Genomic DNA, 26,944 nt, shown 5'->3' with positions numbered 1-26,944 from the left:
TCACCACCCGAAGCTCTCGACGTGGATGCGCCGGGCGGGGACGCCCAGCGCTAGGCAGCTGCGCCGCACGGCGTCGGCCCACGGGGCCGGGCCGCAGACCCACACGTCGCGCTCGGCGAGGTCGGGCACCCAGCCGTGCAGCAGCGTCGTGTCGTCGACGAGGGGTGCGTCGCCGAGCCACGACTCGGGGTGCCGGCGGCGTCCGGGGAGGTCGACGACCTGCAGCCCGCGGGTGGCGGCGAGGTGGGCCAGCTCGCCGGCGAACAGCGGCTCGCTGGTCCAGCGGTGCAGCAGCACCGCCTCGCCCGGCCCGTAGTCCATCCCCTCCGCCAGCGAGCGAAGCGGCGTGATGCCGACGCCGGCGCCGATGAGCGCGACCTTGCGGCGGGTCCGCACCCGCGGCGTGAGGCGGCCGTACGGGCCCTCGACGGCCACCCTGCTGCCGGGCACCAGGCGCGAGGCCGCGCTGCTGCCGTCGCCGGCGTGCTTGATGGTGACCCGGAGGTGGCGGCCGTCGGGCGCCGCGGAGATCGAGTACGGGTTGGCGCGGGTCCAGCCCTCGCGGTCGAGGAAGCGCCAGTTGAAGTACTGCCCCGGCGAGACCCGCATCCGGTGCAGGTGGCGCCCGGTGAGGTGCACCGTGACCACGTCCGGCGCCTCGTGGACCACCCCGGCGACGACGAGCTCGTGGCGCAGCGTGCGGACCAGCGGCAGCAGCACCCGCCACACCAGCACCGCCGCGGCGGTGGTCCCCCATGCGGACCACCAGAAGAGCGTACGGCCGGGTGAGGAGGTGAAGCTGGCGCCGGTCCACAGCTGGTGCGGCAGGGCCAGGCCGACGCCGAGGTAGGCGTAGAGGTGCATCAGGTGCCACGACTCGTAGCGCAGCCGGCGGCGGGCGGCGCGCAGGCTGGTGACGACCACCATCACCAGCGCGACGGTGCCGGCGGCCGCCAGCAGCATCCCGGGGCTGTCCACCACCAGCTGCCACAGCATGCCGGGCGTCTCGAGGAGCCGGCCGGCGGCGTAGCCCCAGGTGACGAGCACGATGTGCGCGAGCATCAGGGTGAAGGAGGAGAACCCGACCCAGCGGTGCAGGTGCACCAGCCGGTCCTGGCCCCACGACGCCTCCAGCAGCGGCAGGCGCGCCATCAGCAGCACCTGGACCAGCAGGAGGACGGACGCCACGAGCCCGGTCCACTGGCCCACCGACGTGAGCGCGGTCGACCAGGCACCGAGCGCCGTGACCCCGCCGTCGGAGGCCCACCAGGTGGTCACGAGCAGGAGGGCGCATCCGAGCAGCGCCGTGGACGCGGTCCGCACCAGCCGGTCGGCATGCGCCCGGGTGGCCCGCACGGGGGCCGGGTGCGGGACCCGGGCGGCGTCGAGGGTTGTCATGCCCTCAGGTTCGGCCCGCCTCCTGTGCGCCTGCTGTGAGGGAGCCCTGAGGCGGGTACGAGCTGTCGTCAGGCGCGGTTGACGGCGCTGACGACGGCCTTGAGGGAGGCGGTGACGATGTTGGCGTCGAGGCCGACGCCCCACACCACCTTGTCGCCCACCGCGCACTCGACGTAGGCGGCCGCGATCGCGTCGCCACCGGCCGACAGCGCGTGCTCGGCGTAGTCGAGGACCCGCACGTCGTGGCCCACCTCGGCGATGGCGTCGACGAACGCCGCGATCGGTCCGTTGCCCTCCCCGGTGAGCTCGCGCCGCTCGCCGTCGACGTGGACGCCGACGGTCAGCTGGTCCTTCTCCCCCGCGGCGCTGGAGGTGTGCACGGAGTCGAGCTGGAGCGGCACCTCGCGGTCGAGGTACTCGGCACGGAAGACCGACCAGATCTCCTCGGGCGTGATCTCGCCGCCCTCGGTGTCGGTGTGCTGCTGCACGACCCTGCTGAACTCGATCTGCGCGCGGCGCGGCAGGTCGAGCTTGTGCTCGGACTTCAGCACGTAGGCCACGCCGCCCTTGCCGGACTGGCTGTTGACCCGGATGACGGCCTCGTACGTGCGGCCGACGTCCTTGGGGTCGATCGGCAGGTAGGGGGCCTCCCAGGCGATGTCGCGCACGTCGATGCCCTGGTCGGCCGCGCGCCGCTCGAGGTCCTCCAGGCCCTTCTTGATGGCGTCCTGGTGGGAGCCGGAGAACGCCGTGTAGACGAGGTCGCCGGCGTAGGGGTGGCGCGGGTGGACCGGCAGGCCGGTGCAGTACTCCACGGTGCGGCGCACCTCGTCGATGTCGCTGAAGTCGACCTGCGGGTCGATGCCCTGGCTGAACAGGTTCATGCCCAGCGTGACCAGGTCGACGTTGCCGGTGCGCTCGCCGTGGCCGAACAGGCAGCCCTCGACGCGGTCCGCGCCGGCCATCAGCGCGAGCTCGGTCGCGGCGACGGCGGTGCCGCGGTCGTTGTGGGGGTGCAGGCTGATCGCGGAGTGCTCGCGCCGGGTGAGGCCGCGGCCGAAGTACTCGATCTGGTCGGCGTAGGTGTTCGGGGTCGACATCTCGACCGTCGCCGGCAGGTTGAGGATGATCTCGCGGCCGGCCTCCGGCTGCCACACGTCGGAGACGGCCTCGCAGACGCTGAGCGCGAAGTCGGTGTCGGACTGCGTGAAGATCTCGGGGCTGTACTGGTAGCCGAAGTCCTCGGTCCCGACGATCGCCCCGAGCCGCTCCTCGGCGTACTTCATCACCATCTCGGTGCCGCGCACGGCGATGTTGCGGCACTCGTCCGGGGTGACGTGGAAGACCACGCGCTGGAACAGCGGCGCGGTGGCGTTGTAGAGGTGGACGGTCGCGCGGGGCGCGCCGACCAGCGAGTCGACCGTGCGCTCGATGAGGTCCTCACGGGCCTGGGTCAGCACCGAGATCTGCACGTCGTCGGGGATCCGGTCCTCCTCGACGAGCTTGCGCACGAAGTCGAAGTCGGTCTGGCTGGCGCTCGGGAAGCCGACCTCGATCTCCTTGTAGCCCATCGAGACGAGCAGCTCGAACATGGTGAGCTTGCGGGCCGGCGTCATCGGGTCGATGAGCGCCTGGTTGCCGTCGCGCAGGTCGGTGGACAGCCAGCGCGGCGCCTTCTCGACCTTCTTCGTCGGCCACGTGCGGTCCGGCACGTCGACGGGCACGAACGGCGTGTAGCGGCCGAACGGCATCGGGCTCGCGCCCTGGCTGTTGGCGGTGTTGCTCAGGTTGGTCATGGTGTCCCTCGGGGGTCGGTCGGTGCTGGGCGACCGGCGCGCGCCACACTCCGCAACGAGGGGGCCGGTTTCTAGGCCTCGCTGCGGCAGCGAAGGAGGAGGCTGCGCATCATGACGGTGCCAGCGTACGCCGCCCTCGCGCGCGGTGCACCGCGATGTCCGAACCCCGGACGGAGCCCGGTCAGGCGCGGCCGCGGGCGGCGTAGGCCACCGCGGTCAGCTCGAACGGTCCGGGACCCAGGTTGCGCCGCAGCGCCGCCTCGAGGCGTTCGCGGCCGTCGGCGCCGAGTGCGGCGAGGGCGTCGCCCACCGGGCCGACGCCGTGGAGGTGGGGCTCCCACCACTCCTCGAACGTCGGGTGGGTGACGGTCACCGACAGCTCCTCCGACTCCACGTGCCGCACGCCGGCGTCCTCGAGGACGGCCACCAGGCTCGCGCGCGAGCCGCCCTGGAAGTCGCGCTCGCCGGGGTGGTCGGGGGCGATCTCGGCCATCGCCTCCCAGATCGGGCGCATCGGCGCGCGGTTGGCGGCGAGGTCCCACACGGTCGCCCCGACGGTCCCGTCCGGGCGGGTCACGCGCGCCATCTCGGCGAGCCCGCCGACCGGGTCGTCCATGAAGTGCACCACCAGGCAGGCCGCGGCGACGTCGTGGACGCCGTCGTCGAAGGGCAGCGACTCCGCCGTCCCGAGCCGGACGTCGACGCCCGGGAAGCGGGCCCGGCAGGCCGCCAGGAACGGCTCCGAGGGGTCGATGGCCGCGACGTGCGTGGCGCCGAGCCGGGCGACGAGCGGCTCGGTCAGCGCGCCGGGGCCGCAGCCGACGTCGAGTGCGTGCTGGCCGGGCTCGACGCCGAGGAAGTCGGCGAAGCGCTCCGCGAGCGGCCGCGAGTACCGGCCCATGAACCGGTCGTACGCCTCACCCGCCACGTCGAATCCCACGACGGTCGACGCTACTCCCCTCGTAGGCTCTCGTCATGCCCACGTTGTTGGTGGTCCACCACTCCCCGACCGCGTCCGTCGCCGCCCTCACCGAGGCCGTCGTCGGGGGCGCGTCGGACGACGCGCTCGCCGGGGTCGACGTGGTGGTGCGACCCGCCCTGGATGCCGGCGCCGACGACGTGCTGGCGGCCGACGGCTACCTCCTCGGGACGCCGGCCAACTTCGGCTACATGAGCGGAGCGCTCAAGCACTTCTTCGACACCGTCTTCCTCCGGGTCGGGGGCGCGCTGGCCGACAACGGTGCGGCCGCGACCGCGTCCGGCGGGCGCAAGCCGTACGGGCTCTACGTCCACGGGCGCTACGACACCGCCGGGGCGGTGCGGTCGGTGCAGTCGATCGTCGGCGCGCTGCCGTGGCGGCAGGCCGCGCCCGTGCTGGAGGTGCTGGGCGAGGTCGGTCCCGCGGAGCGGGAGCAGGCCCACGAGCTGGGCGGCACCCTCGCCGCCCTGCTCGAGCCGGAGCCCGGGGCGTGAGCGGCGTGCTGCGGGCGCTGGTCGCCTCGCTGGCGCTCGTCGTGCTGGTCACCGGCTGCACCTTGGGTGACCCCGAACCGGCCGCCGACTCCCCGTCGCCGTCGCCGGCGACCACCTCGACGGCGCCGCCGCCCGATCCCGGTCCCCGGCCCCGCGTGGGCGAGTGCCACGCCCTCACCTTCCGCCAGGCGGTGACCGTGGCGGGACGGACCGCCCCCGTCCCGTGCCGTCGCCCGCACACGGCCCAGACCTACTTCGTGGGCCGCCTCGACCTGGACACCAAGGCCGGCCACACCCGCCGCCCGGACTCCCGCGCCGCGCAGGCCCAGGCCCGCCGGGCGTGCACGGCCCGCCTGCCGCGCCACCTCGGGCGCGACCCGCGCGACCTGCGGCTCAGCATGGCGCAGGCGGTGTGGTTCACCCCGAGCCCCGCACGGGCGGCCGCCGGTGCCGACTGGTTCCGCTGCGACGTCGTGGTGGTCGCCGCACCGCGCGTGCTCCTGCGGCTCCCCCGCACGACGAAGGGCTGGTCCGACGCCCCGGGCACCGCGATGTGCGCCACCGCCGAGCCCGGCACCCGCGCCTTCCGGCGCGTGACCTGCGGGTCCCGGCACGCGTGGGTCGCGGTCGCGACCGTCGACCTCCCCGGCGCGAGGCTCCCGGCGGAGGCAGCGATCGCCGACCGGATGGAGGCGCCCTGCCGCGACGCCGCCCGCGCCCGCTCCGGCGATCCGCTCGACCTCACGTGGTCGCAGGAGAGCCCGACCGCCGAGCAGTGGGCGGCCGGTCGGCGCTACGGGATCTGCTGGGTGCCGGCCTGACCTTCGCTGGTGGAGGAGGGACGAAGTCCCGTCACGAGGCCGGCCGCCCGGCTTTCGCTCAGAACACGTCGAACTCGTTGCCCTCGGGGTCGAGCATGGCCACGGCGTAGTGGTCGGCCTCGCCGTCGAACGACGTCCGGACGCGGGTCGCGCCGAGGTCGACGAGGCGGTCGACCGCCGCGTCGATGCGCTCGCGGCGCACGTCGAGCGGGTGGGACCTGCCACCGCTGGCGTTGACGTCGAGGTGGAACCGGTTCTTCACCTGCTTGGTCTCCGGGACCACCTGGAACCACAGCATCGGTCCCTCTCCCCGGGGATCGACGATGCGGTCGTTTCCTCCCCCGAGCTCCTCCTCCGGGACGCCCACGGACCGGTAGAACGCGTCCCACGACTCGTGACCGTCGGGTGGGGGCGCGAGGACGTAGTCGAGGGCCGCTGCCCAGAAGCGGGCGAGCAGGTCGGGGTCGGCGCAGTCGACGGTGAGCTGGAAGTTCACGGGCACCCGGCCAGACTGGCACGGGGGTCGGACATCCGACCCGGATCCCGTCTCCTGGCCTCGGACACGTGTGCCCGACGGGCAGTCGTCAGAACCCGAGCTTGCGCAGCTGGCGCGGGTCGCGCTGCCAGTCCTTGGCGATCTTGACCTGGAGGTCGAGGTAGACCGGGGTGCCGAGCAGCGCCTCGATCTGGTGCCGGGCGGCGGTGCCGACGGCGCGCAGCCGCGAGCCCTTGTGGCCGATCATGATCCCCTTCTGGGAGTCGCGCTCGACGTAGAGGTTGGCGACGATGTCGAGCAGCGGCTTGTCGGCGGGGCGGCCCTCGCGCAGGCCCATCTCCTCCACGACGACCGCGATCGAGTGCGGCAGCTCGTCGCGCACGCCCTCCAGCGCGGCCTCGCGGATCAGGTCGGCGGCGAGCGCCTCCTCGGGGGCGTCGGTGAGGTCGCCGTCGGGGTAGAGCGGCGGGCCCTCGGGCATCTGCGCGACCAGCAGGTCGGCGAGCAGGTCGACCTGGTCGCCGGCGACGGCCGAGACCGGGACGATCTCGGCCCACTCCGTCGACGTCTCCTGCCCCAGCGCCTGGATGTCCAGGAGGTGCTGGCCCAGCTGCTCCGGGGTGACCAGGTCGGTCTTGGTGGCCACCGCGATCCGGACCGTGCGCCGCACCTTGGCGAGCTCGGTGACGAGGAACCGGTCACCGGGTCCGATCTTCTCGTTCGCCGGGAAGCAGACCGCGACGACGTCGACCTCGGCCCACGTCGTGCGGACCAGGTCGTTGAGCCGCTCGCCGAGCAGGGTCCGCGGGCGGTGCAGGCCGGGGGTGTCGACCAGGATCAGCTGGGCGTCGTCGCGGTGCACGATGCCGCGCACCACGTTGCGGGTGGTCTGCGGCTTGGAGGAGGTGATGACGATCTTCTGCCCGACCAGGGCGTTGGTCAGGGTCGACTTGCCCGCGTTGGGCCGGCCGACGAACGACGCGAAGCCGCTGCGGAAGCCCTCGGGCGTCTCGTAGAAGGCACCCGCCGGCGCGACGCCCGACAGGTCGAAGTCCTCGTCGAGGTCGTCCTCGTCGTCGTCCTCGTCGCCGTCCTCGGGGTCGTCCTCGGGGTCCTCCGCGTCGGCCAGGTCGGCGAGGTCGTCCTCGACCACCTCGTCGGCGTGCGGGTCGTCCCGCTCCTCGTGCTCAGCCATCGTTCGCCTCCTGCGCCGCGTCGTAGTCCGCCCAGATCTGCTCGTCACTCTTCCCTGCCGCCTTGCCCGCGCGCCAGACGGGGCCGGGGTCGACCGCGCGGGGCTGGCGTGCGGCGGTGGCGCGCCAGTAGCCCATCACGTCGTAGTGGCTGGTCGGCAGCTTCACCTTGCGCATCAGGTGCTTGCGGATCGCGCGCATCTGCGCGGACTCCCCCGCCATCCAGAAGTAGCCCTCGCCCTCGGGCCAGTCGATGCCCTCGACGACCTCGGCGAGCGCACTCTGCCCCGACGACGGAGGCGCCAGCCACGTGGTGTCGACGTGGTCGGGGAGGTAGCCGGCGAGGTCGTCGGGCACCTCGGCCAGCACCCGCGTGGGCAGGTCGGGACGGGTCTCGGCGATCCGCGCCATCGCCGGCATCGCGGTCAGGTCGCCGACGAGCAGCAGCCAGCCGGCGCCGGCCGGCGGGGCGAACGACGACTTGGGCTCGGTGACGGTCACGGTGTCGCCCACGCAGTCGCGCATCGCCCACTCGGTGACCAGCCCGACGTCGTGCACGACGACGTCGAGGGTCAGCGCGCCGTCGGCGAAGGACCGGACCGTGTAGTAGCGGCTCTGGAACTGCCCCGGCACGACCAGGCCGACCCACTCGTCCGGCACGCCGCTGCTGGCGAAGCCGTCGAGTCCGTCGAGCACCAGCCGGACCAGGTGGTCGGTCAGGGGCTCGCGTCGCGCGACGCGGGCCTGGAACTGTGCTGCCCGGGTGCTCACCCGCGAAGGCTACCGACGACTCACCAGTCGGGACGCATCGGGAAGTCGGAGCGGCCGTCGTCGTGGTTGCGCGTGGCCAGCACCTGGTGGAGCTCGACCTCGCCGCGCTCGAACCCGACCCGGGAACCGGCGATGTAGAGCCCCCAGACCCGGGCGGTGCCCTCGCCGACCTCGGCGACGCACTCGTCCCAGTTCTCGGTCAGGTTGCGGTTCCAGTCGCGCAGGGTGGCGGCGTAGTGCAGCCGCAGGTTCTCGCTGTGCTGCACCTCCAGCCCCTGGTCCTGGGCGGCGGCGATGATCGTGCCGGAGCCGATCAGCTCGCCGTCGGGGAAGACGTAGCGGTCGATGAACGCGCCGGTCTCCTGGCGCCGGTTGTGGCTGCGGGTGATGCAGTGGTTGAGCAGCCGGCCGCCGGGCTTGAGCCGGTCGCGCAGGTGGGAGAAGTACGACGGGTAGTTGCGCACGCCGATGTGCTCGGTCAGCCCGATCGAGCTGACCGCGTCGAAGTCGGCCTCCGCGACGTCGCGGTAGTCGAGGTGACGCACCTCGGCGAGGTCGCCGAGGCCCTCGCGGTCGATGGCCTCCTTGGCCCACTGCGCCTGCTCGAGCGACAGCGTGACGCCGACGGCCTTCACGCCGTAGTCCCGGGCGGCGTGGCGCACCATCGTGCCCCAGCCGCAGCCGACGTCGAGCAGCCGCTGGCCGGGCTGGAGGGCGAGCTTGCGGCAGACCAGGTCGAACTTCGCGGCCTGGGCTTCCTCGAGCGACGCCGCGGGGTCCTCGTAGAGCGCGCACGTGTAGGCCATCGACGGGCCCAGCACCAGCTCGTAGAAGCGGTTGGACACGTCGTAGTGGTGGGAGATGACCTCGGCGTCGCGCATCATCGAGTGCCGCAGGCCCTCCACGGCCCGGCGCCAGCGCGGCAGGTGCTCCTGCGGCGGGGGCGGCGGCGGGCGCAGGTGGGCGAAGCCGAGGCCGCGCGCGATCTGGAGCGCCTCCGCGGGCGTCGGCACGCGGAACTTCGTGTGGTCCTTGAGCAGCACCAGGGCGTCGTAGGGGTCCCCGGGGTGCACCCCGGTGATGTCGAGGTCGCCGCTGACGTAGGCCCGCGCCATGCCGAGGTCGCCGGGCGCGGTCATCAGGTAGGCCAGGCCGCGCTCGGTGCGCAGGTCGAGCCCGATCTCCGCGTCGGGGGGACCGGCGCTGCTGCCGTCGTACGCCGTGAAGCGCACCGGCAGGCCGCCCCTCACCAGACGCTCCATCGCGTCGCCGATGGCCATCCGCCGGGCCGTGCCCGAGCCCACCCTCGATGCCGTGCTCATCGTCCTCCCACCACCTTGTCGTAGAGACCGGTCAACCGGTCGTCGGGGTCGAAGCGCGCCTTGACGCGCGCCAGCTGCTCACCGCCGTAGAGGCGGTCGAAGGTCTCCGGGTCGTAGAACGCCTCGGAGTAGAGGCTCTTGTGACCACCCAGCTCGGTCACCTTGGCCTCGATCGCGCGGTTGCGCGGGGCGTGCGGGGCGTCGGGCCCGACGTTGACCACGCCCCAGAAGCCGACGTTGACGTAGGTCTGCCCCGACGTGAGCGGGTACGTCGGCCAGGGCCGGCCGGCCTCCTGGCGGCGCAGCCGCAGCGGGCACAGCCACACCGGACGCATCCCGACCTCGCGGTCGAACCACGCCAGGAACTCGGGCAGCGCCTCGACCGGCACCTCGACGTCCTGCACCACCCGCTCGCCCTGCGGCCGGCCCGCCCGGCGGTCGAGCCGGTCGCCGACGTGGAACCGCCGGTCGAGCGCGACGAGCCTCCAGTAGACGTCGGAGCGACGCAGCCGCCGTGGCCACACCCGGCGTACGAGCGGGTGCTGGGCGCCGAACGCGCGCGAGCACCAGAACCAGTCGGTGTCCCAGCGCCAGAGGTAGTCGTGGGTGGTCAGCTCGTCGGTGCGGCGCTGCTGGATCGAGCGGTAGTAGACCTGCTGGCCGACGTAGTCGCTCGGGCGACGGGCCGGGCCGTCGCGCCAGCGCGCGAGCGTCAGGTAGACCTCGCCGGGCGCGAAGGCGGTGCCGTCGATCGCGTCCACCCGCTCGCCGCCGTGCTCCCCCGTCACCACGACCTGCTCGACCGTCGCGGCGAGCTCGTCGAGGTCGTCGACCCGCACGTGCTCCAGGGCGACGTGGCCGGGCGCCCGCTCGAGCTCGATCCGCAGGCGGGTGGCGTAGCCGAGCGACCCGTAGGAGTTCGGGAACGCGTCGAAGAGCTCGTCGCCGGGCTTCGTCGTGACGATCTCCCCCGACCCGGTGACGACGTCCATCTCGAGGACGGACTCGTGCGGCAGGCCGCTGCGGAAGCTCGTCGACTCGATGCCGAGCCCGGTCACCGCGCCCCCGAGGGTGATCGTCCGCAGCTGGGGCACGACGAGCGGGATCCGCCCGTGGGCCAGCGTCACGTCGACGAGGTCCTCGTAGGTGCACATGCCCTGGACCTCGGCGACGTCGTCGTCGACCTCGATCACGCCGGTGAGCCCGGAGACGTCGAGGCCGGCGACCTGCCGGTCCCGGCCGCGGAAGAGGTTGCTGGTGCGCTTGGCGAGCCGCACCGGTGCACCCGGTGGCAGCGCGGCGAACGACTCCGTCAGCCTCGCCACGCCCCGCTCGTGTCCGTCCCACCCGACCGGCATCCGCACGGTCGCCACGCTAGCGACTCGCGGGGCGGACGGCGAGGGGGTTGTTCGTCCGGTCCCGGACCGCGGGGCGGCCGCCGGCCCAGACCGGCAGGCCATTGGTCCCGTCCTGGTCGGGCAGGAGTCCCGAGCCGCTCCCGCGGGGTACCGCCGAGGCACGCCCGCGCCCTACCGTCGACGACACCTCGGGTGCCCCAACTAGTCATCGCACCGGCTCGGCGGCGCGCAGGAGCGAGGTGTGTGATGGGTGACGTCCTGGTGGTCGACGACGACCCCGAGATCTGCGACGTGGTCGCGTACAAGCTGCAGCGCCTGGGGCACCGGGTGCGGAGCACCTGCGACCCACGCGAGGCGCTCGCGATGTTGGCGGTCGATCCGTTCGACGTGGTCGTGCTGGACTGGAACATGCCCCACATGACGGGCGTGGAGATGTGTGCGCTGATGCGGTCGGTTCCGCACCTGGCCGGCGTCCCAGTCGTCATCGCCACCGCGTTCTGCGACGGGGAGGCGTCCCGTACGGCGTTCGCCGCGGGCGCGACGGCCTTCCTGTCCAAGCCGTTCCCGCTGGGCGCGCTCGGCGCGCTCGTGACGGAGCTCGTGCGCCGCGGTGAGGGCGCCGACGCCGACCCGGCCACCACCTCGGGCCGCGCCACGGCGCTGGACCCGGCCACCCCGTGCGGCGACGGGCTGGTGCCTGGTCGCGGCTGCCGCGCGGGACTTTCCCAGAGGTGTGCGGGACCGTCCGGGTGCGCCTACGTCAGGTGGGCCCGCAGCGGCAGCCACACGGTGAAGGTGGTGCCCTCGCCGAGGACGGAGGCGACGTCGACCTGACCGTCGTGCAGCCGGGTGACGCGGTCGACCACCGCGAGCCCGAGGCCGGTGCCGGGCCGGCGCCGTGCGGCCGGGTCCTGGGACCGGAAGAAGGCGTGGAAGACCTGCGCCACCTCGTCGGCGCTGATCCCGATGCCGGTGTCACCGACGGTGAGCCGGACGCCGTCGACGCCACCGCTCACCGCGGGCTGCAGCGCCACGCTCACCGTGCCGCCGCCCGGCGTGTACTTGAACGCGTTGGAGAGCAGGTTGGTCACCAGCCTCTGGAGACCCGCGGGCTCGCCCTCGACGACCAGGCCGTCGGCGACGTCCATCTCGAGTCCGACGCCGTCCAGCGCCCCCATCGGGGACAGGAACGCGGCCGCCTCGAGCACGATGTCCGAGAGCGGGACCTCGATCGGTGACTGCGGGTGGAGCCCTTCGACGCGGCCGAGGGCCATCAGGTCCTCCACCATGCTCTCGACGCGTCGCGCGGCCCGCTCGATGGCCGCCAGCGGGGCGCTCATCTCCGGCGTGGGACCGTCCTCCTCGATCAGCTCGAGGTTGGCCCACAGCACGCTGACCGGGTTCCGGAGCTCGTGGGCGAGGGTGAAGATCATGTCGTGGCGGTAGTCGCTGAGCGCCCGGAGCTCGGCGTTGAGCTCGCGCTCGCGCTCGACGACCCGGGCGTCGAGGATCATCGTGGCGAGGTCGGCGGCCACCGTGCTCGCGGCGTGGATCTCGGAGGCGGTCCACCGGTCGACCTCGGACGAGCGTCCCATCCCGAGCGTGCCGAGATAGTCCTCACCCATCCCGATCGGGACGAGGAGCAACGACTCGAGGCCGTGGCGCTCCATCAGGGACACCATCAGGGCGTGGGTGCGCACAACCGTCCCGGAGATCCCCCAGGTCTGCGTCGGCTCGACGATGACGTGGCCATGGTCCAGCCACACCCGACGCATCACGCCCTCCATGAAGGGGAGGTCGGGCTCGAGGTCCGGGGCCGCGGAGCCCGCCAGCAGCACGGCGACGTGGTCCACCTCCATCGCCGCGACCATCGCGTCGGACATCTCGCGGAGGAAGTCCCCCACCCCGAGCCCGGGGCGTACGCCGCGCAGCGCGGTCCGCGCCTGCGTGACCATCCGGACGTGCTCGCCGTAGAGCTCGCGCTCCACGAGGCCCACGATCGCGTCGAACATCACCTCGATCTCGGCGTCCATGGCCGTGACCGACGCGAGGGTGGGGCGCAGCCCGGACAGGGGCTCGTCGAGGTAGAGCGTCGCGCGCAGGTCGCCGTCGGGATTCCTCAGCAGGCGCACCATCCGGTCCTCGGTGTGCCAGCCGCCCTCCAGGTCGCTGTCCGGCCCGTCGGGAGTGTGGCCGTACTGCGCCATCCACTCACGGGTCTCCTCGTCGACGCGCTCCTCGGGGATGTGCAGCCAGCCGTCGATCGGGATGCCGAAGGAGACGATGCTGTCGAGCCGCAACGGAGCGGCCTGGCCCAGCAGCTGCGCACGGGCCTCCGCGCTGCCGGCGACGGCGACGAACTCGAGGTTGCCGTCCGGGCGCAGGGCCTCGATCGCGGCGACCCGGTAGCCCGAGCGACGCACCACCTCCTCCGCGACGGCGTGCAGGAGCGCGCGTTGGGCCTCGTCGCCCCACGCCCGACCTCGTGGACGCATCCGCGTCCCCGCCTCCTCGCTCACGCTGCGCCCGCTCCCCTCACCGCGTCGGCAGCTGGGAGGCTACGTCGCCACACGGGGCGGCGGGGCGGGTCCGGCCGGAGATGACCCGGCTGGGTGGCCCGCTGGCCGATGACGGACTACTCACGGCTCCCGGGAGCACGAGTCGAACGTCCCGCCCTCCGCCCCGGCTCCGAGGCGGCCGTGGTCAGCCCGCGGTGCTGGTGCGGGTGTGCAGACGCCCGTCCGGCCCGCCGACGAGGACCGGCACGTCCGGGCCGGCGAAGTCGCGGGCCGCGTCCACGTCGACCGCGTCGCCCTCGGTCAGGACGACCGCGGCCTCGAGGCCGGTGGACCCCGACGAGACCGCCATCGCCACGCACACCTCGAGCGCGGAGAGCCGCAGGTGCTCCAGCGCGACGCTCGCGGCGGCGTACGTCCGCCCGTCGAGGTCGCGCACCGCAGCACCGTCGGCGGCACGGGCGCGGGCCCGCGTGGCGCGGGCGAGGGTCACCAGCTTGGCGTCCTCCGCGGAGAGGTCGGCCTGCACGTCGTCCATGCCGACCAGCCTAGTGAGCCGGTCGCGGCACCCCCGCGAAGGGCGACGGCAGGAACCGGCCGGGGAGGTGGGAGCGCCTGCTGGTCAGCGGCCGCCGGCGCTGACGTCGGCGGGCGGGTCGTCGCGGTCGCCGTCGGCCGGCAGCACCGACACGAGCACGGTCTCGATCTTGTTGCGGCGCCCGGTGGCGCGCTCGGCCTCGAGCCGCAGGCCGTGGCACTCCACCACGGAGCCGGGGATCGGGACCTTGCCGAGGTGCTTGGCCATCAGGCCGCCGACGCTGTCGACGTCGTCGTCCTCCACGGCGAAGCCCACGATCTCGTCGAGGTCGTCGACGGGGTAGCGCGAGGACACCCGGATCGCGCCGTCCTCGAGGTGCTCGACCTCGACCTCCTCGACGTCGTACTCGTCGGTGATCTCGCCGACGATCTCCTCCAGCACGTCCTCGATGGTGATCAGCCCGGCGGTGCCGCCGTACTCGTCGACGACGACCGCGATGTGCTGGCGACGGGCCTGGAGCTCGCTGAGCAGGGAGTCGACGGGCTTGGAGTCCGGCACGTAGTGGACCGGGCGCATCACCTCGTCGACGCGCTGGGTGAACTCCACGTCGGGGGCCTCGAAGTCGCGGCGGACCAGGTCCTTGAGGTAGGCCATGCCGACGATGTCGTCGAGGTTCTCGTCGACCACCGGGATGCGGGAGTAGCCGCTGCGCAGGAACAGCGACAGGGTCTGGCGGATGTTCTTGTGCCGCTCGATGTAGACCACGTCGGGCCGGGGCACCATCACCTCGCGGGTGATGGTGTCGCCGAGCTCGAAGACCGAGTGAATCATCCGGCGCTCACCGGACTCGATGACCGCGGACGCCTCGGCGAGGTCGACGAGCTCGCGCAGCTCGGTCTCGGTGGAGAACGGCCCCTCGCTGAAGCCCTTGCCCGGGGTGATCGCGTTGCCGAGCAGGATCAGCAGCGCCGGGATCGGCCCGAGGATGGTGGTCACCGCCGACAGCGGGCCCGCGGAGGCGAGTGCGACCGACGCGTCGTGCTGGCGGCCGATCGTGCGCGGCGCCACGCCGATCACGACGAACGACACCACGAGCATCACGCCGACGGTGGTGAGCACGCTCGGCAGCAGCGCGTCCTGGTAGGCGTCGCGCGCCCACGTGCCGACCAGCACGATGGCACTGATCTCGCACAGCAGGCGCAGCAGGAGCGCGGTGTTGAGGTAGCGCGGCGGGTCGTCGAGGATCATCACCAGGCGCTTGGCGCCGGCACGCCCCTCAGCCCTCAGCTCCTCGGCGCGGGCGCGCGAGAAGCTCCCGAGAGCCGCGTCGGCGGCGGAGAACAGCCCGGCGAGCAGCACGAGCAGTGCGGCCGACCCGAGCTGCCAGATGTCGGCGGTCACGTCGTGAGGCTCGCGCGCCACTTCTCGAGCAGCTCGCCCTGCAGCCCGAACATCACCGCGTGCTCCTCCGGCTCGGCGTGGTCGTAGCCGAGGAGGTGCAGGATGCCGTGGACGGTGAGCAGGTCGATCTCGGCCTCGCGACCGTGCCCGGCCTCGACGCCCTGCCGCTCGGCGACCGACGGGGACAGCACGAGGTCGCCGAGGACGCCCTCCTCGGGCTCCTCGTTGACCTTGCCGGGACGCAGCTCGTCCATCGGGAAGGCCAGCACGTCGGTCGGGCCCTCCTTCTCCATCCACTGCTCGTTGAGCCCGGCGATGGTGTCCTCGTCGACGGCCTTGATGCACAGCTCGGCCTGCGGGTGGACGCGCATCTGGTCCATGACGAAGCGCGCCAGCTGGGACAGCCGGCGCACGTCGACGTCGTGGCCCGACTCGTTGAGGACCTCGATGCTCATCGCTTGCTCCCGCCCCTCGCACGGTCGGGACGGGCGGACGTCGGCCGCTTCGCCTCGCGCTCGGCGTCGAAGACCTCGTAGGCCTCCACGATCCGGCCGACCAGGCGGTGGCGCACGACGTCGGTGCCGGTGAGCCGGCAGAACGCGATGTCGTCGACGCCCTCGAGGATCCCCTCGACGACGCGCAGCCCGGACTGGGTGCCGGAGGGCAGGTCGACCTGGCTGGTGTCGCCGGTGACGACGATGCGCGAGCCGAAGCCGAGCCGGGTGAGGAACATCTTCATCTGCTCGGGCGTGGTGTTCTGCGCCTCGTCGAGGATGATGAAGGAGTCGTTGAGCGAGCGACCGCGCAGGAACGCCAGCGGCGCGACCTCGATGGTGCCGGCGGCCAGCAGCTTGGGGATCGTCTCGGGGTCGACCATGTCGTGCAGCGCGTCGTAGAGCGGCCGCAGGTAGGGGTCGATCTTCTCGCTGAGCGTGCCGGGCAGGAAGCCGAGCCGCTCCCCCGCCTCGACGGCCGGGCGGCTCAGGATGATCCGGTTGACCTCCTTGGCCTGCAGCGCCTGCACGGCCTTGGCCATCGCGAGGTACGTCTTGCCGGTGCCGGCCGGGCCGATGCCGAAGGTGATCGTCGACTTGTCGATCGCCTCGACGTACTTCTTCTGGTTCAGCGTCTTCGGCCGGATCGTGCGGCCGCGGTTCGACAGGATGTTGAGGCTCAGCACGTCGGCCGGGCGCTCCTGGGTCTCGGTGCGCAGCATCTGCACGATCCGCTCGACGGTCTCGTCGCTGACCCCCTGGCCGGTGCGCACGAGGGTGACGATCTCGTCGAGCAGCCGCTCGGCCATCGCCACCTCGGCGGACTCGCCGGTCAGCGTGATCCGGTTGCCGCGGACGTGGACGTCGGCGTTGAAGACCCGCTCGATGACCCGCAGGTGCGCGTCGCCGGGGCCGAGGACCGAGACCATGTCGATGCTGTTGGGGACGACGACGGTGTGCGCCGGCTTCTCCTGGGGAGCGCCTGGCTGGTGGGAGTCAGTCATGGATGCCCGTGTCGGGCGGCCTTCCGAGTCGGTGGCAGAGCCCTTCCATGCTACCGAGGAGGCGGCGTCCGGCCCACTCGGTTGTGGTGCACACCCGCGAAGGCGTCAGGGACGGGTGATCTGCAGCATCCCGAGGCACATCTCGTCCGTCGTGCCCTCGCCCCACACGACGTAGCGGTCGGGCTGTCCCTCGAACGCCGGGAGCTTGTCGCGCAGCCACTGCACGTGGCGGCAGGTCACCTTGACCTGCTCGAACGGCTCGAGGCGGATCGGCTCGATCGGCCGGCTGCCCTGGTCGTCGAAGTCCCACACCGGGATGTCGAGGATGGTGCGTGCCCGGGGGGTGCCGGGGTTGACCTCGATCCTGATGGAGCGGCCGAGCAGGTGCATGTGGGCGGCGACGCCGTGGATGACGATCGGCTCGGCGAGGTTGCGCACGCAGGACTGGGTGTTGCCGGGCTTCGGCGTGCCGCCGCAGAGGACGTAGAGCGCGTCCGCGGTGTTGCCCTCGGAGCCGAAGCGCTGCTTGACGTCGGCGAGCGAGGCGTCGCGGTCGCACAGCGGCCCGTCGTCGTGGGCGCGACGGCACGGCAGCTCGACCGGTGCGGGCAGCAGCATCGTGTGCAGCGCCTGGTAGTCGCGCCGGCCCGGCGCGAGTCGCAGCTGGGCGGCCGAGGTGTCGGGTCCCGGACCGGCGAGCAGGTTGTAGTGGACCTGCATGACGATGCGGGTGCCCTTCTCCAGCCGGGTGCCGAAGCCGGGCTTGACGACCGACTCCTCCCCGCCGGGCGCCCAGGCACCGATCCACGACGCGTCGTTGACGTCCTGGAACGGGTCGAGGCCGGTGCCGCCGAAGCAGGTCCAGCCCTCGCCGTCCTCGGCCGCGTCCTTGGCCTCGGCGGCCTCGACCTGGTCGGGCCGCACGCGGAACAGGATGACGTGGTGGACCACGTCGGGGTTGCCGGGCAGCACGTGGGTGCCGGTGAGCCACGCCGGCTCGTCGAGCTCGGGGTCGAGGAGGAAGCACCGGTAGTCGTCGGTGCCGGCGCCGTAGGGGGCCGACGGGGTGTAGCTGCCGGGCATCGCGATCGTCGTGCGGGTCTCCCCGCGACGCAGCGGCTTGCCCTTGCGCGGCACGGAGTAGTGGCCGGCGTGGCCGGCCCCGGCGGCCGCCTCCTCGGCGGTGCTGCCGGGGGTGGCAGGCGTGGCGGCCGGCTGGGTGGCGGAGCCGCCCGTGCCGTCTCCGCCCTCGCTCCCGCCGCTGCCGCCACAGCCGGCGAGGAGCACCGCCGCGGCGGTCACGGCGACCGCGGCGCGCAGGCGCGACCGGAGCGCGCTCACACCAGTGCCTCGGACATCCGCGACGTGCCGGCGAGCACGTGGAGGTGGGTGTGGAACACGGTCTGACCGGCTCCCGCGCCCGTGTTGGCGATGAGGCGGTAGTCGTCGTTGCCGGCGGCGCGGGAGACCTCGTCGGCCAGTGCGACGAGGTGGCCGAGGACGGCCGGGTCGGCGGCAGCGGAGGCCGCCGCGTTCTCGTGGTGGTCGAACGGGATGACCAGGGCGTGGAACGGGGCCTGCGGGTTGAGGTCCGCGATGGCCAGGGCGCGGTCGGCGCGCCCGAGCACCTCGGCGGGCACCTCCCCCGCGACGATCCTGCAGAAGATGCAGTCGGCATCCGTGACGGTCATCGCACCAGCCTAGGGCGTCGCGGCGCGGCGTGGGACCCGTTGCCGTCCGGTCCGCGCGCCTACCGTGGCGCCATGACCTTCCCCGTCCGCGTCTCCGCGCGCCCCGACGTACGCCGCTGGGCGGGCGCGGCGGCGCTCGCGGCCGTGTGCAGCCTGACCCTCGCCGCCTGCGGGGGCGACCCGGCCCCGGTCTCCGACGAGACGAGCGAGCCCCCGGCCGGCGGGTCGTCCGAGCCCGCGCCGACCGCGTCGCCGTCCGAGCCGACGGGGTCGCCCACCGCGTCGGAGTCCCCGACGGAGTCCCCGTCCGGCACGACCGTCCCGGTCTACTTCGCCGGCGACGGCCCCGACGGGTCGACCGTCCTGTTCCGCGAGTTCCACCGCGTCGAGGGCGACCCCCTGCTCGAGGCCGCTCGCCTCGTCGTCGGCGGCGCGCCCGACGACCCGGACTACCGCACGCTGTGGCCACAGGTGGAGATCAGCTCGGTGGCCGCGACCGACGGGCTGCTGGTCGTCGAGATGCCCGGCGACGGGTTCACCGACCGCCCCGACGGCATGGGCGAGCGTGACGCGCGGCTGGCGCTCCAGCAGCTGGTCTACACGCTCCAGGGAGTCCAGCAGGAACGCGTGCCGGTGCTGGTCAGGCGGGGTGGCAGCGACTTCCGCATCTTCGGGCTGCCCACCGACGTCGAGCTCGAGGCCGCGAACCCGATCGAGACCCTCAACCTGGTCAACATCACCTCGCCCGCCCAGGGCGACACGGTCACCGGCGACACCCTCACCGTCACCGGCGTCGCCAGCTCGTTCGAGGCGGCCGGACCGTGCCGGCTGCTGCGCGGCGACGAGGAGCTGGCGATGGCCGGCTACCAGGCCGAGGGCTGGCTGGACCGGCTCTTCCCCTTCGAGGCGCAGCTGCCGCTCGACGGCGTCACCGGCGAGGTGACGCTGCAGTGCGAGACCGACGACCCGTCCGGCGGCACGGAGGGTCCCGGCCCGGCGGTCGACACGAAGACGATCACCGTCGGCTGACACGTCAACCGTTCGGCGCGCCGGGGCGTCCCACTGCGTGACCATCCAGACCAGATCCCGTCGAGAGAGGGCTCCCGTGGCGGACCACCTCAGCCTCGTGGGCGCCGACGCCGACGTCGCGGTCGAGCAGATGTACGCCGCCCACTGGCGCCAGCTCGTCCGGCTCTCGGCGCTGCTCGTCCACGACCAGCAGGCCGCCGAGGACGTCGTCCAGGACGCGTTCGTCGCGATGCACGGCCGCTGGTCGCGGCTGCGTGACCCCGAGAAGGCGCTGGCCTACCTGCGCCAGGCGGTGGTGAACCGGTCGCGCTCGGCGTTGCGGCACCGCGCCGTCGTCGAGCGGCACGTCCGGACCTCGACCACCCACGAGACGACGGTGGAGGGACCGAGCCTCGGCGGCGCCCGTCGTGACGCGGTGCGCGAGGCGCTGGGCCGGCTCACCGAGCGGCAGCGCGAGGTGCTGGTGCTGCGCTACTACCTCGACTGGTCCGAGGCGCAGATCGCCGACGCCATCGGCGTCTCGCGCGGCGCCGTCAAGCCACACGCATCCCGCGACAGCGCAGCCCTGCGCGAGCTGCTCGGCGACTGGTGGGAGGACCCGTCATGAACGACGAGCTGATCCGCGACCTCCTCCACGAGGTCGCCGACGACGTCGAGCCGGGCGACCGGCTGGACGCGATCCGCGCCGCGACCGCGCCGGCCCGTCGTACGCACCGTGGGTGGTGGGTCGGCGGCGGCGCCGGGCTCGTCGCGGCCTCCGTGGTCACGGCACTCGCGCTGACCACCGGCGGCGCGCCGCAGACGGACGGTCCGGGTCCGGCCGACGTCCCCTCGGCCCCGCCGTCCTCGCCGACGACCGCGCCAGCTGCGCCGACCGCCGTGCCGACCGACCCCGGCCCCGGCAGCGGGGTGGTGGCCGTCTACTTCGTCGGTGACACGACCCGCGGGCCGCGGCTGTTCAGGGAGTTCCAGCCACGGGCGGACCGTGGCGACGCTGCGGCGGAGGCCCTCGTGGCCGCCGTCGAGGGCCGGGCTCTCGACGCCGACTACCGATCGGCGTGGCCGCTCGGGGCGTCGGTCCGCAGCGTCGAGAGGACCGCGAGCGGCATCGTCGTCGACCTGCGCGACGTCCCGGACGAGCGGCCCGACGGCGTGAGCGCGCAGGATGCCGGGCTGGCGGTCGAGCAGGTCGTCCGCACGGCCCAGGCCGCCTACGGTCTCGGGAAGCTCCCGGTCAGGCTGGTGCTCGACGGGGCCGAGTCCAGCAGGATCCTCGGCGTCGCGACCGCCGAGGCGCTCACCGGCGCACCGGACGCCGACGTGCTCGCACCCGTGTCGCTGTCCGAGCCCGCCGAGGGCCAGGTCGTGCGAGCGGGCCGATTCATCGTGACCGATGGCCGGGCCATCAGCACCGACGGGAGGATCACGCTCCGGGTGCAGCGCTGGCAGGGCACGGCCGTGGCGCTGGGTCCTGTGACCTTCACCCTCAGCCCGGTGGACGGCCCGTTCGAGGCCTTCGGCGGGGACCTCGGTAGCGACGACCTGCAGCCCGGCGAGTACGCCGTCATCGCGACGGTGCAGAACGCCGACGGCACGGTGGACTCCGACACCCGGCGGATCACCGTCGTCGACTGAGCCCGCACCCTACGGCCGCCTCCGGCAGCGGTGGGTGAGGGCCCCGGATCCCCTTCACACACCGCCCGCCGGCGCGACGTGTCGGGTCAGCCCCAGCGCGGCGTGCGCGCGAGCAGCGCGGCGACGGCGACCACGCCGGCGGTGGACGTGCGGAGCACCTCGGCGCCGAGGCGTACGGTCCGGGCGCCGGCGTCCTCGAGCGCGGCCAGCTCGTCGGGGGCGATGCCGCCCTCGGGACCGACGACGACGACGATCCGGCCGGTGGCCGGGACGTCGAGCGACGCGAGCGGCTCGGTGGCGTCCTCGTGGAGGACGACGGCGAGGTCGGCCTCGGCGACCACCGCGGCCAGGTCGGCGGTGGTGGCGAGGGGGACGACGGTGGGGTGCCACGAGCGGCGCGACTGCTTGGCGGCCTCGCGGGCCGTCGCCTGCCACTTCGCGTGCGACTTCGCCGCTCGCTCGCCCTTCCACACCGCGACCGACCGCGCAGCGGCCCACGGCACGACCCTGTCGACGCCGACCTCGGTGAGGACCTCGACCGCGAGCTCGCCGCGGTCGCCCTTGGGCAGCGCCTGGACGACGGTGAGTGCCGGCTCCGGCTGCTCGCTCGTGACGACGTCCTCGACGGAGACGGTGAACAGCCGCTTGGCGGTCGAGGCGACCGCGCCGGTGGCGGCAGTGCCGAGGCCGTCGGTCAGGACGACCCGTTCGCCCTCGCGCAGGCGGCGTACGGCGACCGCGTGGTGCGCCTCGTCACCGGTGACCTCGACGACGGAGCCGACCGCGACCCCGGCCAGCGACCCGACGAGGTGGACCGGCAGCGACACGGCTCAGCTGCCCTGGAAGGCGTCGCGCAGCCGGCCGAACATCGACTTGTGCGGCGCCTCGACGCGCCCGTCGGGCGTCTCCTCGCCGCGGATGGCGGCGAGCTCGCGCAGCAGCTCCTCCTGGCGCGGGTCGAGCCGGGTCGGGGTGTCGACGCGGACGCTGACCACGAGGTCGCCGCGACCACCGCGCAGGCTCGGCACGCCGAAGCCCTTGATGACCTGCTCGCTGCCGGACTGCGTGCCGGGCCTCACGTCGAGCTCGAAGGTGGTGGCGGTCTCGGAGTCCTCGGCCTCCCCCACCTGCGGGAGGTCGGCCTCGAGCAGCGGCAGGGTGAGCGTGGTGCCGAGGGCCGCCGCGGTCATCGGCAGCGAGATCGTGGTGTGCAGGTCGTTGCCGTGACGGGTGAAGGTGGCGTGCGGCTCGACGTGGATCTCGACGTAGAGGTCGCCGGCCGGACCGCCGCCCGGGCCGACCTCGCCCTGGCCGGTGAGCTGGACGCGGGTCCCCATGTCGACGCCGGCGGGGATCTTCACGGTCAGCGTGCGGCGCGAGCGGACCCGGCCGTCGCCGGAGCACTCGCGGCACGGGTCGGGGATCACCGAGCCGTAGCCGCGGCACGCCGCGCACGGGCGCAGGGTGCGGATCTCGCCGAGGAACGAGCGCTGCACCACCGCGACCTCGCCCTGGCCGTGGCAGGTCTCGCAGGTCGTCGGCGACGTGCCGGGAGCGGTGCCCTGGCCCTCGCAGGCCTCACAGGTCAGCGCGGTGTCGACCTTGAGGTCGCGGGTGACGCCGAACGCCGCCTCGGCGAGGCTGACGTCGAGCCGGATCAGGGCGTCCTGGCCGCGCCGGGCGCGCGATCGCGGGCCGCGGGCCTGGCCGCCGGCCGCCGCACCGCCGCCGAAGAAGGCGTCCATGATGTCGGTGAACGAGAAGCCCTGGCCGGCGCCGCCGAAGCCCTGGCTGAACGCGTCGCCGCCACGGTCGTACGCCTGGCGCTTCCCGGGGTCGCTCAGCACCTCGTAGGCGCGGGAGACGTCCTTGAACCGCTCCTGCGTCGCCGGGTCCGGGTTGACGTCGGGGTGGAGCTGTCGGGCCAACCGGCGGTAGGCCTTCTTGATCTCGTCGGCGCTGGCGTCACGCGAGACGCCGAGGATCTCGTAGGGGTCCTGGGTCACTGGTTTCCTTCATCGAGGATCCGCGAGACGTAGCGCGCCACCGCGCGCACGGCCGCCATGGATCCGGGGTAGTCCATCCGGGTGGGTCCGACCACGCCGAGGGAGCCGAGGTGGAGCTCCTGCGGTCCGTAGCCGGTGGCCACGACGCTGGTCGCGGCGAGCTCGGAGTAGGGGCCTTCGTGGCCGATCCGCACGGTGAGCGCGTCGACGCCCGACTCCCCCAGCAGCTTGAGCAGCACGACGTGCTCCTCCAGCGCCTCGAGCAGCGGGCGCACGGCGGTGTCGAAGTCGCCGTAGCGCGCGAGGTTGGCGGCGCCGCTCACCGCGACGCGCTCGTCGCTGCGGTGGTCGGACATCGCCTCGGCGAGCACCTGCACCACGGCGCGGGTCACGTCGACCTGCTCCGGGCGCACCGCCTCCGGCAGGTCGGTGACCGCCGCGGCGGCGGCCGCGATCTGCACGCCGGCGCTGGCCTGGTTGATCGCGGCCCGCAGCTCGCCGAGGTCGGCGTCGGCCACCGGCGCGTCGAGCTCGACGAGGCGCTGCTCGACCCGTCCGGTGCTGAGGATCAGGATCAGCATCAGGCGGGTCGGGGTGAGCGCGACCAGCTCGACGTGGCGCACCGTGGAGCGCGACAGCGTCGGGTACTGCACGATGGCGACCTGCCGGGTCAGCTGGCTCAGCAGCCGCACCGAGCGCTGCACCACGTCGTCGAGGTCGACCGCGCCGTCGAGCAGGGTGGAGATCGCCCGGCGCTCCGCGGCGCTCATCGGCTTGAGCGTGGCCAGACGGTCGACGAAGAGGCGGTAGCCCTTGTCGGTGGGCACGCGCCCGGCGCTGGTGTGGGGCTGGTGGATGTAGCCCTCCTCCTCCAGCACCGCCATGTCGTTGCGGACGGTCGCGGGCGACACGCCGAGCCCGTGCCGCTCGACGAGGGCCTTGGAACCGACCGGCTCCTCCGTCGCGACGTAGTCCTCCACGATGGCGCGCAGCACGTCGAGCTTGCGGTCGTCGACCACGGCGGCCCTCCTCGCTGGCACTCGTCTGACGGGAGTGCCAACTCTACTCGCACACCGTAGGGTCGCGAACATGACCGACGACACCCCACGGTTCCAGGAGGTCGCACCCCGCGTGTGGGTGGCGCACTACGACTGGATGCACGTCAACATCACCCTCGTCGGCGGCTCGGACGGCCTGGTCATGGTCGACACGCACGGGTCGGCGGCGCAGGCACGGGTCGTCGCGGACGACGTGCGCCGCCTCGGCGCCGGCCCCCTCACCGCGCTGGTCAACACCCACGAGCACTGGGACCACCACTTCGGCAACGCCACGATGGTCGAGCAGTTCGGCGAGATGCCGATCCACGCCACGGAGTGGGCGCGCGACCACATCGAGGTGTCCGCCGGCCACACGTTCGACATGTACGAGCAGGCCACCGACCACCCGCGGCGCGAGGAGGTCCTCGCCACGACGGTCCGCCTGCCGGACCGGACCTTCTCCTCCGCTGTCCAGCTCGACCTCGGCGACCGCGCGGTCGAGCTGATCCACCCGGGCCGCGGCCACACCGCCGGCGACCTCGTCGTCCGGGTGCCGGACGCCGACGTGGTCCTCGGGGGCGACCTGATCGAGGAGTCCGACCCGCCCTTCATCGGCGACGACTCGTGGCCCATGGAGTGGCCGCTCACCCTCGACCTCGTGCTGGGCCTGATGAGCGACCGCACCGTCGTCGTCCCCGGCCACGGCCAGGTCGTCGACAAGGCGTTCGTCCAGGACCAGCGCGCCGAGCTCGGCGTGATCGCCGAGACCATCCGCGACCTCGCCTCGCGCGGCGTGCCCGTCGACCAGGCGCTCGAGGTCGGCGAGTGGCCCTGGGAGCCCGAGCGCCTGCAGAGCGCGGTCCGGCTGGGCTACGAGCACCTGCCCCGCAGCCAGAAGCGGCTGCCGCTCGTCTGAGCCCCACCCGCAGGGGGCTGGCCCACCGTCCGGCGCCCCGGGTAGACCGGGACGATGAGCGATGACAACGCCCCCGACCCGGCCCTGTCGACCGAGCAGCCCGAGGCCTCGAGCGGCACGAGCCCGGCCGACGACGACCACTCCGGCGGCACCGCGTCGCCCGACGACGCGACGCTCGGCGGGATCTCCGACGACCAGCTCCCCGACGACCTGCAGCCGGGCGAGGACAACCCGCTCGCCGAGCCGCTCGACCCGGACGCGGAGGAGACCAAGAGCCGCGACGAGCTCGAGATGGACGCCACCCAGGAAGACCTGGGCAACCCGCCGGTCGAGTCGTCGGACGACGGCGAGGACTCCGAATCCGCCGCCGACGCGAACGACGGCGACGGTGCCCAGGGCGCGGGGATCAGCGGCGGCTGAGCCCCGCTCGTACGCCGTCTGCTCGGTGAGTCGCCCGGAGACTCACGTCCGAGGGTGGCGGCAGACGACATCCGCCGCCGCAGGGTGGCGGCAGACGACATCCGCCGCCGCAGGGTGGCGGCAGACGACATCCCGTGCGCCGATCCCGACGTCGTGTGCCGCCACGGTCGGCGGCGGGACGTCGTGTGCCGCCACGGTCGGCGGCGGGACGTCGTGTGCCGCCACGGTCGGCGGCGGGACGTCGTGTGCCGCCACGGTGGGCGGCGGCGGGACGTCGTGTGCCGCCACGGTCGGCGGCGGGACGTCGTGTGCCGCCACGGTGGGCGGTGGGCGTACGTCGCCTATCCCTGGGTCCTGGCCAGCCAGCCGAAGAAGACGACCCAGCAGGCCACGACGAAGAGGATGATCAGCAGCGCGGCGCTCAGGTCGATCCACAGCGGGAGCCGCACCGGACGGTTGGTGCCGTCCTCCTCGTAGTCACCCTTGAGCCGCGCGACCGCGCGTTGCAGACGCGTCCGGCTGCCCGGCGACGCCGCCGCCCTGTCGCTCCTCGTCACGCCGCCGGTCGTGCCGGTCGATCCGTCTGCTGTCGCGCGTGTCTGCACGGCGTGCCACCCCCATGTCCGAGTTCCGAGTGCCTAACGTAGACCAGTGCCTGCCGATCGATACGGAACCGACGTACTCTCCACCGACTGGCGCCGCCCCGCCAAGGGCCGCGCGGTCGAGGTGCCGACCGAGCTCGGCATGGTGGTCGAGGAGGTCACGACCGACTGGTGCGGCGAGGTCGTCGCCGTCGACCGCGACATCGACACGCTGACGCTGGAGGACCGGCGCGGCAAGCGTCGGACGTTCCCCCTCGGCCCCGGCTTCCTGCTCGAGGGCAAGCCGGTCATCCTCACCCGCCCGGTACGCGCGGGCGCACCGGCCGCCCCGACCCGCACGGCCTCGGGCTCGATCGCGGTCGCCGGCGCGAAGGCCCGCGTCGCCCGGCAGAGCCGGATCTTCGTCGAGGGCCGCCACGACGCCGAGCTCGTCGAGAAGGTCTGGGGCGACGACCTGCGCATCGAGGGCGTCGTCGTGGAGTACCTCGGCGGCGTCGACGACCTCGCCGACCACCTGCGCGACTTCCGGCCCGGACCGGAGCGCCGGGTGGGTGTCCTGGTCGACCACCTGGTCGCCGGCTCGAAGGAGGCACGGATCGCCCAGGGCATCGCGCGCTCCCCCATCGGCAAGCACGTGCTCGTCGTCGGGCATCCGTTCATCGACATCTGGCAGGCCGTCAAGCCCGACCGTCTCGGCATCCCCCGCTGGCCGCACGTCCCCAAGGGCATCGACTGGAAGAAGGGCACCTGCCAGCAGCTCGGCTGGCCGCACCGCGACCAGGCCGACATCGCCCGCGCCTGGAAGCACGTGCTGGGCCGGGTGACCTCCTACGCCGACCTCGAGCCCGCCCTGCTCGGCCGGGTCGAGGAGCTCATCGACTTCACGACGGCGTAATTGGCTCGCTCCGCTCGCGGTGTCCCCGGCGCCTGAGCCCGCTCGTTCGTCGTCGGTCTGCGACCTCCCCCGCTGCGCTCCTCCGCTCGCAGCCCTCCTCCTGCACTCCCGGGCGCGCCAGGGGACGGGCAG

28 protein-coding genes are annotated in these 26,944 nt (G+C 73.5%); 9 read left to right on the top strand and 19 right to left on the bottom strand.

Translation table 11 applies throughout. The features are described from left to right. The 3 genes from LN652_RS20675 to LN652_RS20665 form a co-directional block, all read right to left on the bottom strand. The gene (locus LN652_RS20675; RefSeq protein WP_230442462.1) at window positions 1-1,398 is read right to left on the bottom strand and encodes a ferredoxin reductase family protein; all 1,398 of its coding nucleotides are present in this window, start codon (window positions 1,396-1,398) and stop codon (window positions 1-3) included. A 68-nt stretch (window positions 1,399-1,466) separates the two neighbouring features. Beyond that, window positions 1,467-3,194: a 2-isopropylmalate synthase gene (gene leuA / locus LN652_RS20670; RefSeq protein WP_230442461.1), complete on the bottom strand. Its 1,728-nt coding sequence runs from the start codon at window positions 3,192-3,194 to the stop codon at window positions 1,467-1,469. Between the two features lie 181 nt (window positions 3,195-3,375). Continuing rightward, entirely contained in the window at window positions 3,376-4,134 is a 759-nt protein-coding gene (locus LN652_RS20665) for a class I SAM-dependent methyltransferase (RefSeq protein ID WP_230442460.1), read from the bottom strand. 35 nt (window positions 4,135-4,169) lie between these two features. Here LN652_RS20665 and LN652_RS20660 point away from each other — a divergent pair, with 35 nt between their 5' ends. Both LN652_RS20660 and LN652_RS20655 read left to right on the top strand, forming a co-directional pair. Further along, a complete protein-coding gene (locus tag LN652_RS20660; protein ID WP_230442459.1) occupies window positions 4,170-4,667 on the top strand; it encodes a flavodoxin family protein in 498 nt (165 codons plus the stop codon). Continuing rightward, window positions 4,664-5,488 carry a septum formation family protein gene (locus LN652_RS20655; protein WP_230442458.1) on the top strand — a complete coding sequence of 275 codons (825 nt, stop codon included), beginning with the start codon at window positions 4,664-4,666 and terminating at the stop codon, window positions 5,486-5,488. The genes LN652_RS20660 and LN652_RS20655 overlap by 4 nt, the downstream gene beginning before the upstream one ends. 58 nt (window positions 5,489-5,546) lie before the next feature. Here LN652_RS20655 and LN652_RS20650 read toward each other — a convergent pair whose 3' ends face one another. The 5 genes from LN652_RS20650 to LN652_RS20630 form a co-directional block, all read right to left on the bottom strand. Then, a complete protein-coding gene (locus LN652_RS20650; protein WP_230442457.1) occupies window positions 5,547-5,990 on the bottom strand; it encodes a VOC family protein in 444 nt (147 codons plus the stop codon). An 82-nt stretch (window positions 5,991-6,072) separates the two neighbouring features. Next, a complete protein-coding gene (era, locus tag LN652_RS20645) occupies window positions 6,073-7,179 on the bottom strand; it encodes a GTPase Era (protein WP_230442456.1) in 1,107 nt (368 codons plus the stop codon). After that, window positions 7,172-7,948 (bottom strand): siderophore-interacting protein, encoded by a 777-nt coding sequence (locus LN652_RS20640; RefSeq protein WP_230442455.1) that lies wholly within the window; start codon window positions 7,946-7,948, stop codon window positions 7,172-7,174. The genes era and LN652_RS20640 overlap by 8 nt, the downstream gene beginning before the upstream one ends. Before the next feature lie 20 nt (window positions 7,949-7,968). Next, the gene (locus LN652_RS20635) at window positions 7,969-9,270 is read right to left on the bottom strand and encodes a class I SAM-dependent methyltransferase (RefSeq protein ID WP_230442454.1); all 1,302 of its coding nucleotides are present in this window, start codon (window positions 9,268-9,270) and stop codon (window positions 7,969-7,971) included. Continuing rightward, window positions 9,267-10,628, bottom strand: coding sequence for an FAD-binding oxidoreductase (locus LN652_RS20630; RefSeq protein WP_407941564.1), 1,362 nt, complete (start codon window positions 10,626-10,628; stop codon window positions 9,267-9,269). Before LN652_RS20630 ends, LN652_RS20635 begins: the two co-directional genes overlap by 4 nt. A gap of 246 nt (window positions 10,629-10,874) precedes the next feature. On the opposite strand from LN652_RS20630, the gene LN652_RS20625 reads away from it, so the two are divergent. After that, window positions 10,875-11,462 (top strand): response regulator, encoded by a 588-nt coding sequence (locus LN652_RS20625; protein WP_230442452.1) that lies wholly within the window; start codon window positions 10,875-10,877, stop codon window positions 11,460-11,462. On the opposite strand, the gene LN652_RS20620 is transcribed toward LN652_RS20625, so the two are convergent. The 7 genes from LN652_RS20620 to LN652_RS20590 form a co-directional block, all read right to left on the bottom strand. Continuing rightward, window positions 11,384-13,147: a sensor histidine kinase gene (locus LN652_RS20620; RefSeq protein WP_230442451.1), complete on the bottom strand. Its 1,764-nt coding sequence runs from the start codon at window positions 13,145-13,147 to the stop codon at window positions 11,384-11,386. The genes LN652_RS20625 and LN652_RS20620 overlap by 79 nt on opposite strands. 184 nt (window positions 13,148-13,331) lie before the next feature. Further along, window positions 13,332-13,682 carry a cytidine deaminase gene (locus tag LN652_RS20615; protein ID WP_230442450.1) on the bottom strand — a complete coding sequence of 117 codons (351 nt, stop codon included), beginning with the start codon at window positions 13,680-13,682 and terminating at the stop codon, window positions 13,332-13,334. 84 nt (window positions 13,683-13,766) lie between these two features. Continuing rightward, window positions 13,767-15,083, bottom strand: coding sequence for a hemolysin family protein (locus LN652_RS20610; protein ID WP_230442449.1), 1,317 nt, complete (start codon window positions 15,081-15,083; stop codon window positions 13,767-13,769). Beyond that, complete coding sequence (gene ybeY, locus LN652_RS20605; protein WP_230442448.1) at window positions 15,080-15,538, bottom strand: rRNA maturation RNase YbeY; 459 nt, start codon at window positions 15,536-15,538, stop codon at window positions 15,080-15,082. The genes LN652_RS20610 and ybeY overlap by 4 nt, the downstream gene beginning before the upstream one ends. Then, window positions 15,535-16,581, bottom strand: coding sequence for a PhoH family protein (locus LN652_RS20600; protein WP_230442447.1), 1,047 nt, complete (start codon window positions 16,579-16,581; stop codon window positions 15,535-15,537). The genes ybeY and LN652_RS20600 overlap by 4 nt, the downstream gene beginning before the upstream one ends. 105 nt (window positions 16,582-16,686) lie before the next feature. After that, window positions 16,687-17,922: a hypothetical protein gene (locus tag LN652_RS20595; RefSeq protein ID WP_230442446.1), complete on the bottom strand. Its 1,236-nt coding sequence runs from the start codon at window positions 17,920-17,922 to the stop codon at window positions 16,687-16,689. Continuing rightward, complete coding sequence (locus LN652_RS20590; protein ID WP_230442445.1) at window positions 17,919-18,272, bottom strand: HIT domain-containing protein; 354 nt, start codon at window positions 18,270-18,272, stop codon at window positions 17,919-17,921. Before LN652_RS20590 ends, LN652_RS20595 begins: the two co-directional genes overlap by 4 nt. Before the next feature lie 72 nt (window positions 18,273-18,344). Between LN652_RS20590 and LN652_RS20585 the strand changes: the two genes are divergently transcribed. The 3 genes from LN652_RS20585 (at window position 18,345) to LN652_RS20575 (ending at window position 20,936) form a co-directional block, all read left to right on the top strand. Beyond that, window positions 18,345-19,301, top strand: coding sequence for a Gmad2 immunoglobulin-like domain-containing protein (locus tag LN652_RS20585; RefSeq protein WP_230442444.1), 957 nt, complete (start codon window positions 18,345-18,347; stop codon window positions 19,299-19,301). A 76-nt stretch (window positions 19,302-19,377) separates the two neighbouring features. Beyond that, complete coding sequence (locus tag LN652_RS20580) at window positions 19,378-19,908, top strand: SigE family RNA polymerase sigma factor (RefSeq protein WP_230442443.1); 531 nt, start codon at window positions 19,378-19,380, stop codon at window positions 19,906-19,908. Further along, window positions 19,905-20,936, top strand: coding sequence for a GerMN domain-containing protein (locus tag LN652_RS20575; protein ID WP_230442442.1), 1,032 nt, complete (start codon window positions 19,905-19,907; stop codon window positions 20,934-20,936). Before LN652_RS20580 ends, LN652_RS20575 begins: the two co-directional genes overlap by 4 nt. 86 nt (window positions 20,937-21,022) lie before the next feature. On the opposite strand, the gene LN652_RS20570 is transcribed toward LN652_RS20575, so the two are convergent. Genes LN652_RS20570 through hrcA form a run of 3 tightly spaced genes read right to left on the bottom strand, consistent with a single transcriptional unit; the run spans window position 21,023 to window position 23,961 of the window. Next, a complete protein-coding gene (locus LN652_RS20570) occupies window positions 21,023-21,763 on the bottom strand; it encodes a 16S rRNA (uracil(1498)-N(3))-methyltransferase (protein ID WP_230442441.1) in 741 nt (246 codons plus the stop codon). A 3-nt stretch (window positions 21,764-21,766) separates the two neighbouring features. Then, a complete protein-coding gene (dnaJ, locus tag LN652_RS20565; protein WP_230442440.1) occupies window positions 21,767-22,942 on the bottom strand; it encodes a molecular chaperone DnaJ in 1,176 nt (391 codons plus the stop codon). Continuing rightward, on the bottom strand, window positions 22,939-23,961 hold the full coding sequence (hrcA, locus tag LN652_RS20560; protein WP_230442439.1) for a heat-inducible transcriptional repressor HrcA: 1,023 nt from the start codon (window positions 23,959-23,961) through the stop codon (window positions 22,939-22,941). Before hrcA ends, dnaJ begins: the two co-directional genes overlap by 4 nt. A 70-nt stretch (window positions 23,962-24,031) precedes the next feature. Between hrcA and LN652_RS20555 the strand changes: the two genes are divergently transcribed. Then, a complete protein-coding gene (locus LN652_RS20555; protein ID WP_230442438.1) occupies window positions 24,032-24,895 on the top strand; it encodes an MBL fold metallo-hydrolase in 864 nt (287 codons plus the stop codon). Window positions 24,896-24,949: 54 nt separating this feature from the next. Continuing rightward, window positions 24,950-25,315: a hypothetical protein gene (locus LN652_RS20550; RefSeq protein ID WP_230442437.1), complete on the top strand. Its 366-nt coding sequence runs from the start codon at window positions 24,950-24,952 to the stop codon at window positions 25,313-25,315. Between the two features lie 341 nt (window positions 25,316-25,656). Here LN652_RS20550 and LN652_RS20545 read toward each other — a convergent pair whose 3' ends face one another. Continuing rightward, window positions 25,657-25,872 carry a hypothetical protein gene (locus LN652_RS20545; protein WP_230442436.1) on the bottom strand — a complete coding sequence of 72 codons (216 nt, stop codon included), beginning with the start codon at window positions 25,870-25,872 and terminating at the stop codon, window positions 25,657-25,659. A gap of 94 nt (window positions 25,873-25,966) precedes the next feature. Here LN652_RS20545 and LN652_RS20540 point away from each other — a divergent pair, with 94 nt between their 5' ends. Further along, the gene (locus LN652_RS20540; protein ID WP_230442435.1) at window positions 25,967-26,812 is read left to right on the top strand and encodes a DUF3097 domain-containing protein; all 846 of its coding nucleotides are present in this window, start codon (window positions 25,967-25,969) and stop codon (window positions 26,810-26,812) included. The last annotated feature ends 132 nt before the right edge of the window (window positions 26,813-26,944 follow it).

It is taken from the genome of Nocardioides okcheonensis, from assembly GCF_020991065.1.
Lineage (GTDB): Bacteria > Actinomycetota > Actinomycetes > Propionibacteriales > Nocardioidaceae > Nocardioides > Nocardioides okcheonensis.
The sequence above is the reverse complement of the archived record's forward strand: the minus strand, read 5'-3'. Positions and strand labels throughout refer to the sequence as shown.

Coding starts and splice junctions, on each gene's coding strand:
- LN652_RS20675 (WP_230442462.1), bottom strand. CDS start 1,398: ATGACAACCCTCGACGCCGCCCGGGTCCCGCACCCGGCCCCCGTGCGG.
- leuA (WP_230442461.1), bottom strand. CDS start 3,194: ATGACCAACCTGAGCAACACCGCCAACAGCCAGGGCGCGAGCCCGATG.
- LN652_RS20660 (WP_230442459.1), top strand. CDS start 4,170: ATGCCCACGTTGTTGGTGGTCCACCACTCCCCGACCGCGTCCGTCGCC.
- era (WP_230442456.1), bottom strand. CDS start 7,179: ATGGCTGAGCACGAGGAGCGGGACGACCCGCACGCCGACGAGGTGGTC.
- LN652_RS20635 (WP_230442454.1), bottom strand. CDS start 9,270: ATGAGCACGGCATCGAGGGTGGGCTCGGGCACGGCCCGGCGGATGGCC.
- LN652_RS20630 (WP_407941564.1), bottom strand. CDS start 10,628: ATGCCGGTCGGGTGGGACGGACACGAGCGGGGCGTGGCGAGGCTGACG.
- LN652_RS20625 (WP_230442452.1), top strand. CDS start 10,875: ATGGGTGACGTCCTGGTGGTCGACGACGACCCCGAGATCTGCGACGTG.
- LN652_RS20615 (WP_230442450.1), bottom strand. CDS start 13,682: ATGGACGACGTGCAGGCCGACCTCTCCGCGGAGGACGCCAAGCTGGTG.
- ybeY (WP_230442448.1), bottom strand. CDS start 15,538: ATGAGCATCGAGGTCCTCAACGAGTCGGGCCACGACGTCGACGTGCGC.
- LN652_RS20600 (WP_230442447.1), bottom strand. CDS start 16,581: ATGACTGACTCCCACCAGCCAGGCGCTCCCCAGGAGAAGCCGGCGCAC.
- LN652_RS20590 (WP_230442445.1), bottom strand. CDS start 18,272: ATGACCGTCACGGATGCCGACTGCATCTTCTGCAGGATCGTCGCGGGG.
- LN652_RS20585 (WP_230442444.1), top strand. CDS start 18,345: ATGACCTTCCCCGTCCGCGTCTCCGCGCGCCCCGACGTACGCCGCTGG.
- LN652_RS20575 (WP_230442442.1), top strand. CDS start 19,905: ATGAACGACGAGCTGATCCGCGACCTCCTCCACGAGGTCGCCGACGAC.
- LN652_RS20555 (WP_230442438.1), top strand. CDS start 24,032: ATGACCGACGACACCCCACGGTTCCAGGAGGTCGCACCCCGCGTGTGG.
- LN652_RS20550 (WP_230442437.1), top strand. CDS start 24,950: ATGAGCGATGACAACGCCCCCGACCCGGCCCTGTCGACCGAGCAGCCC.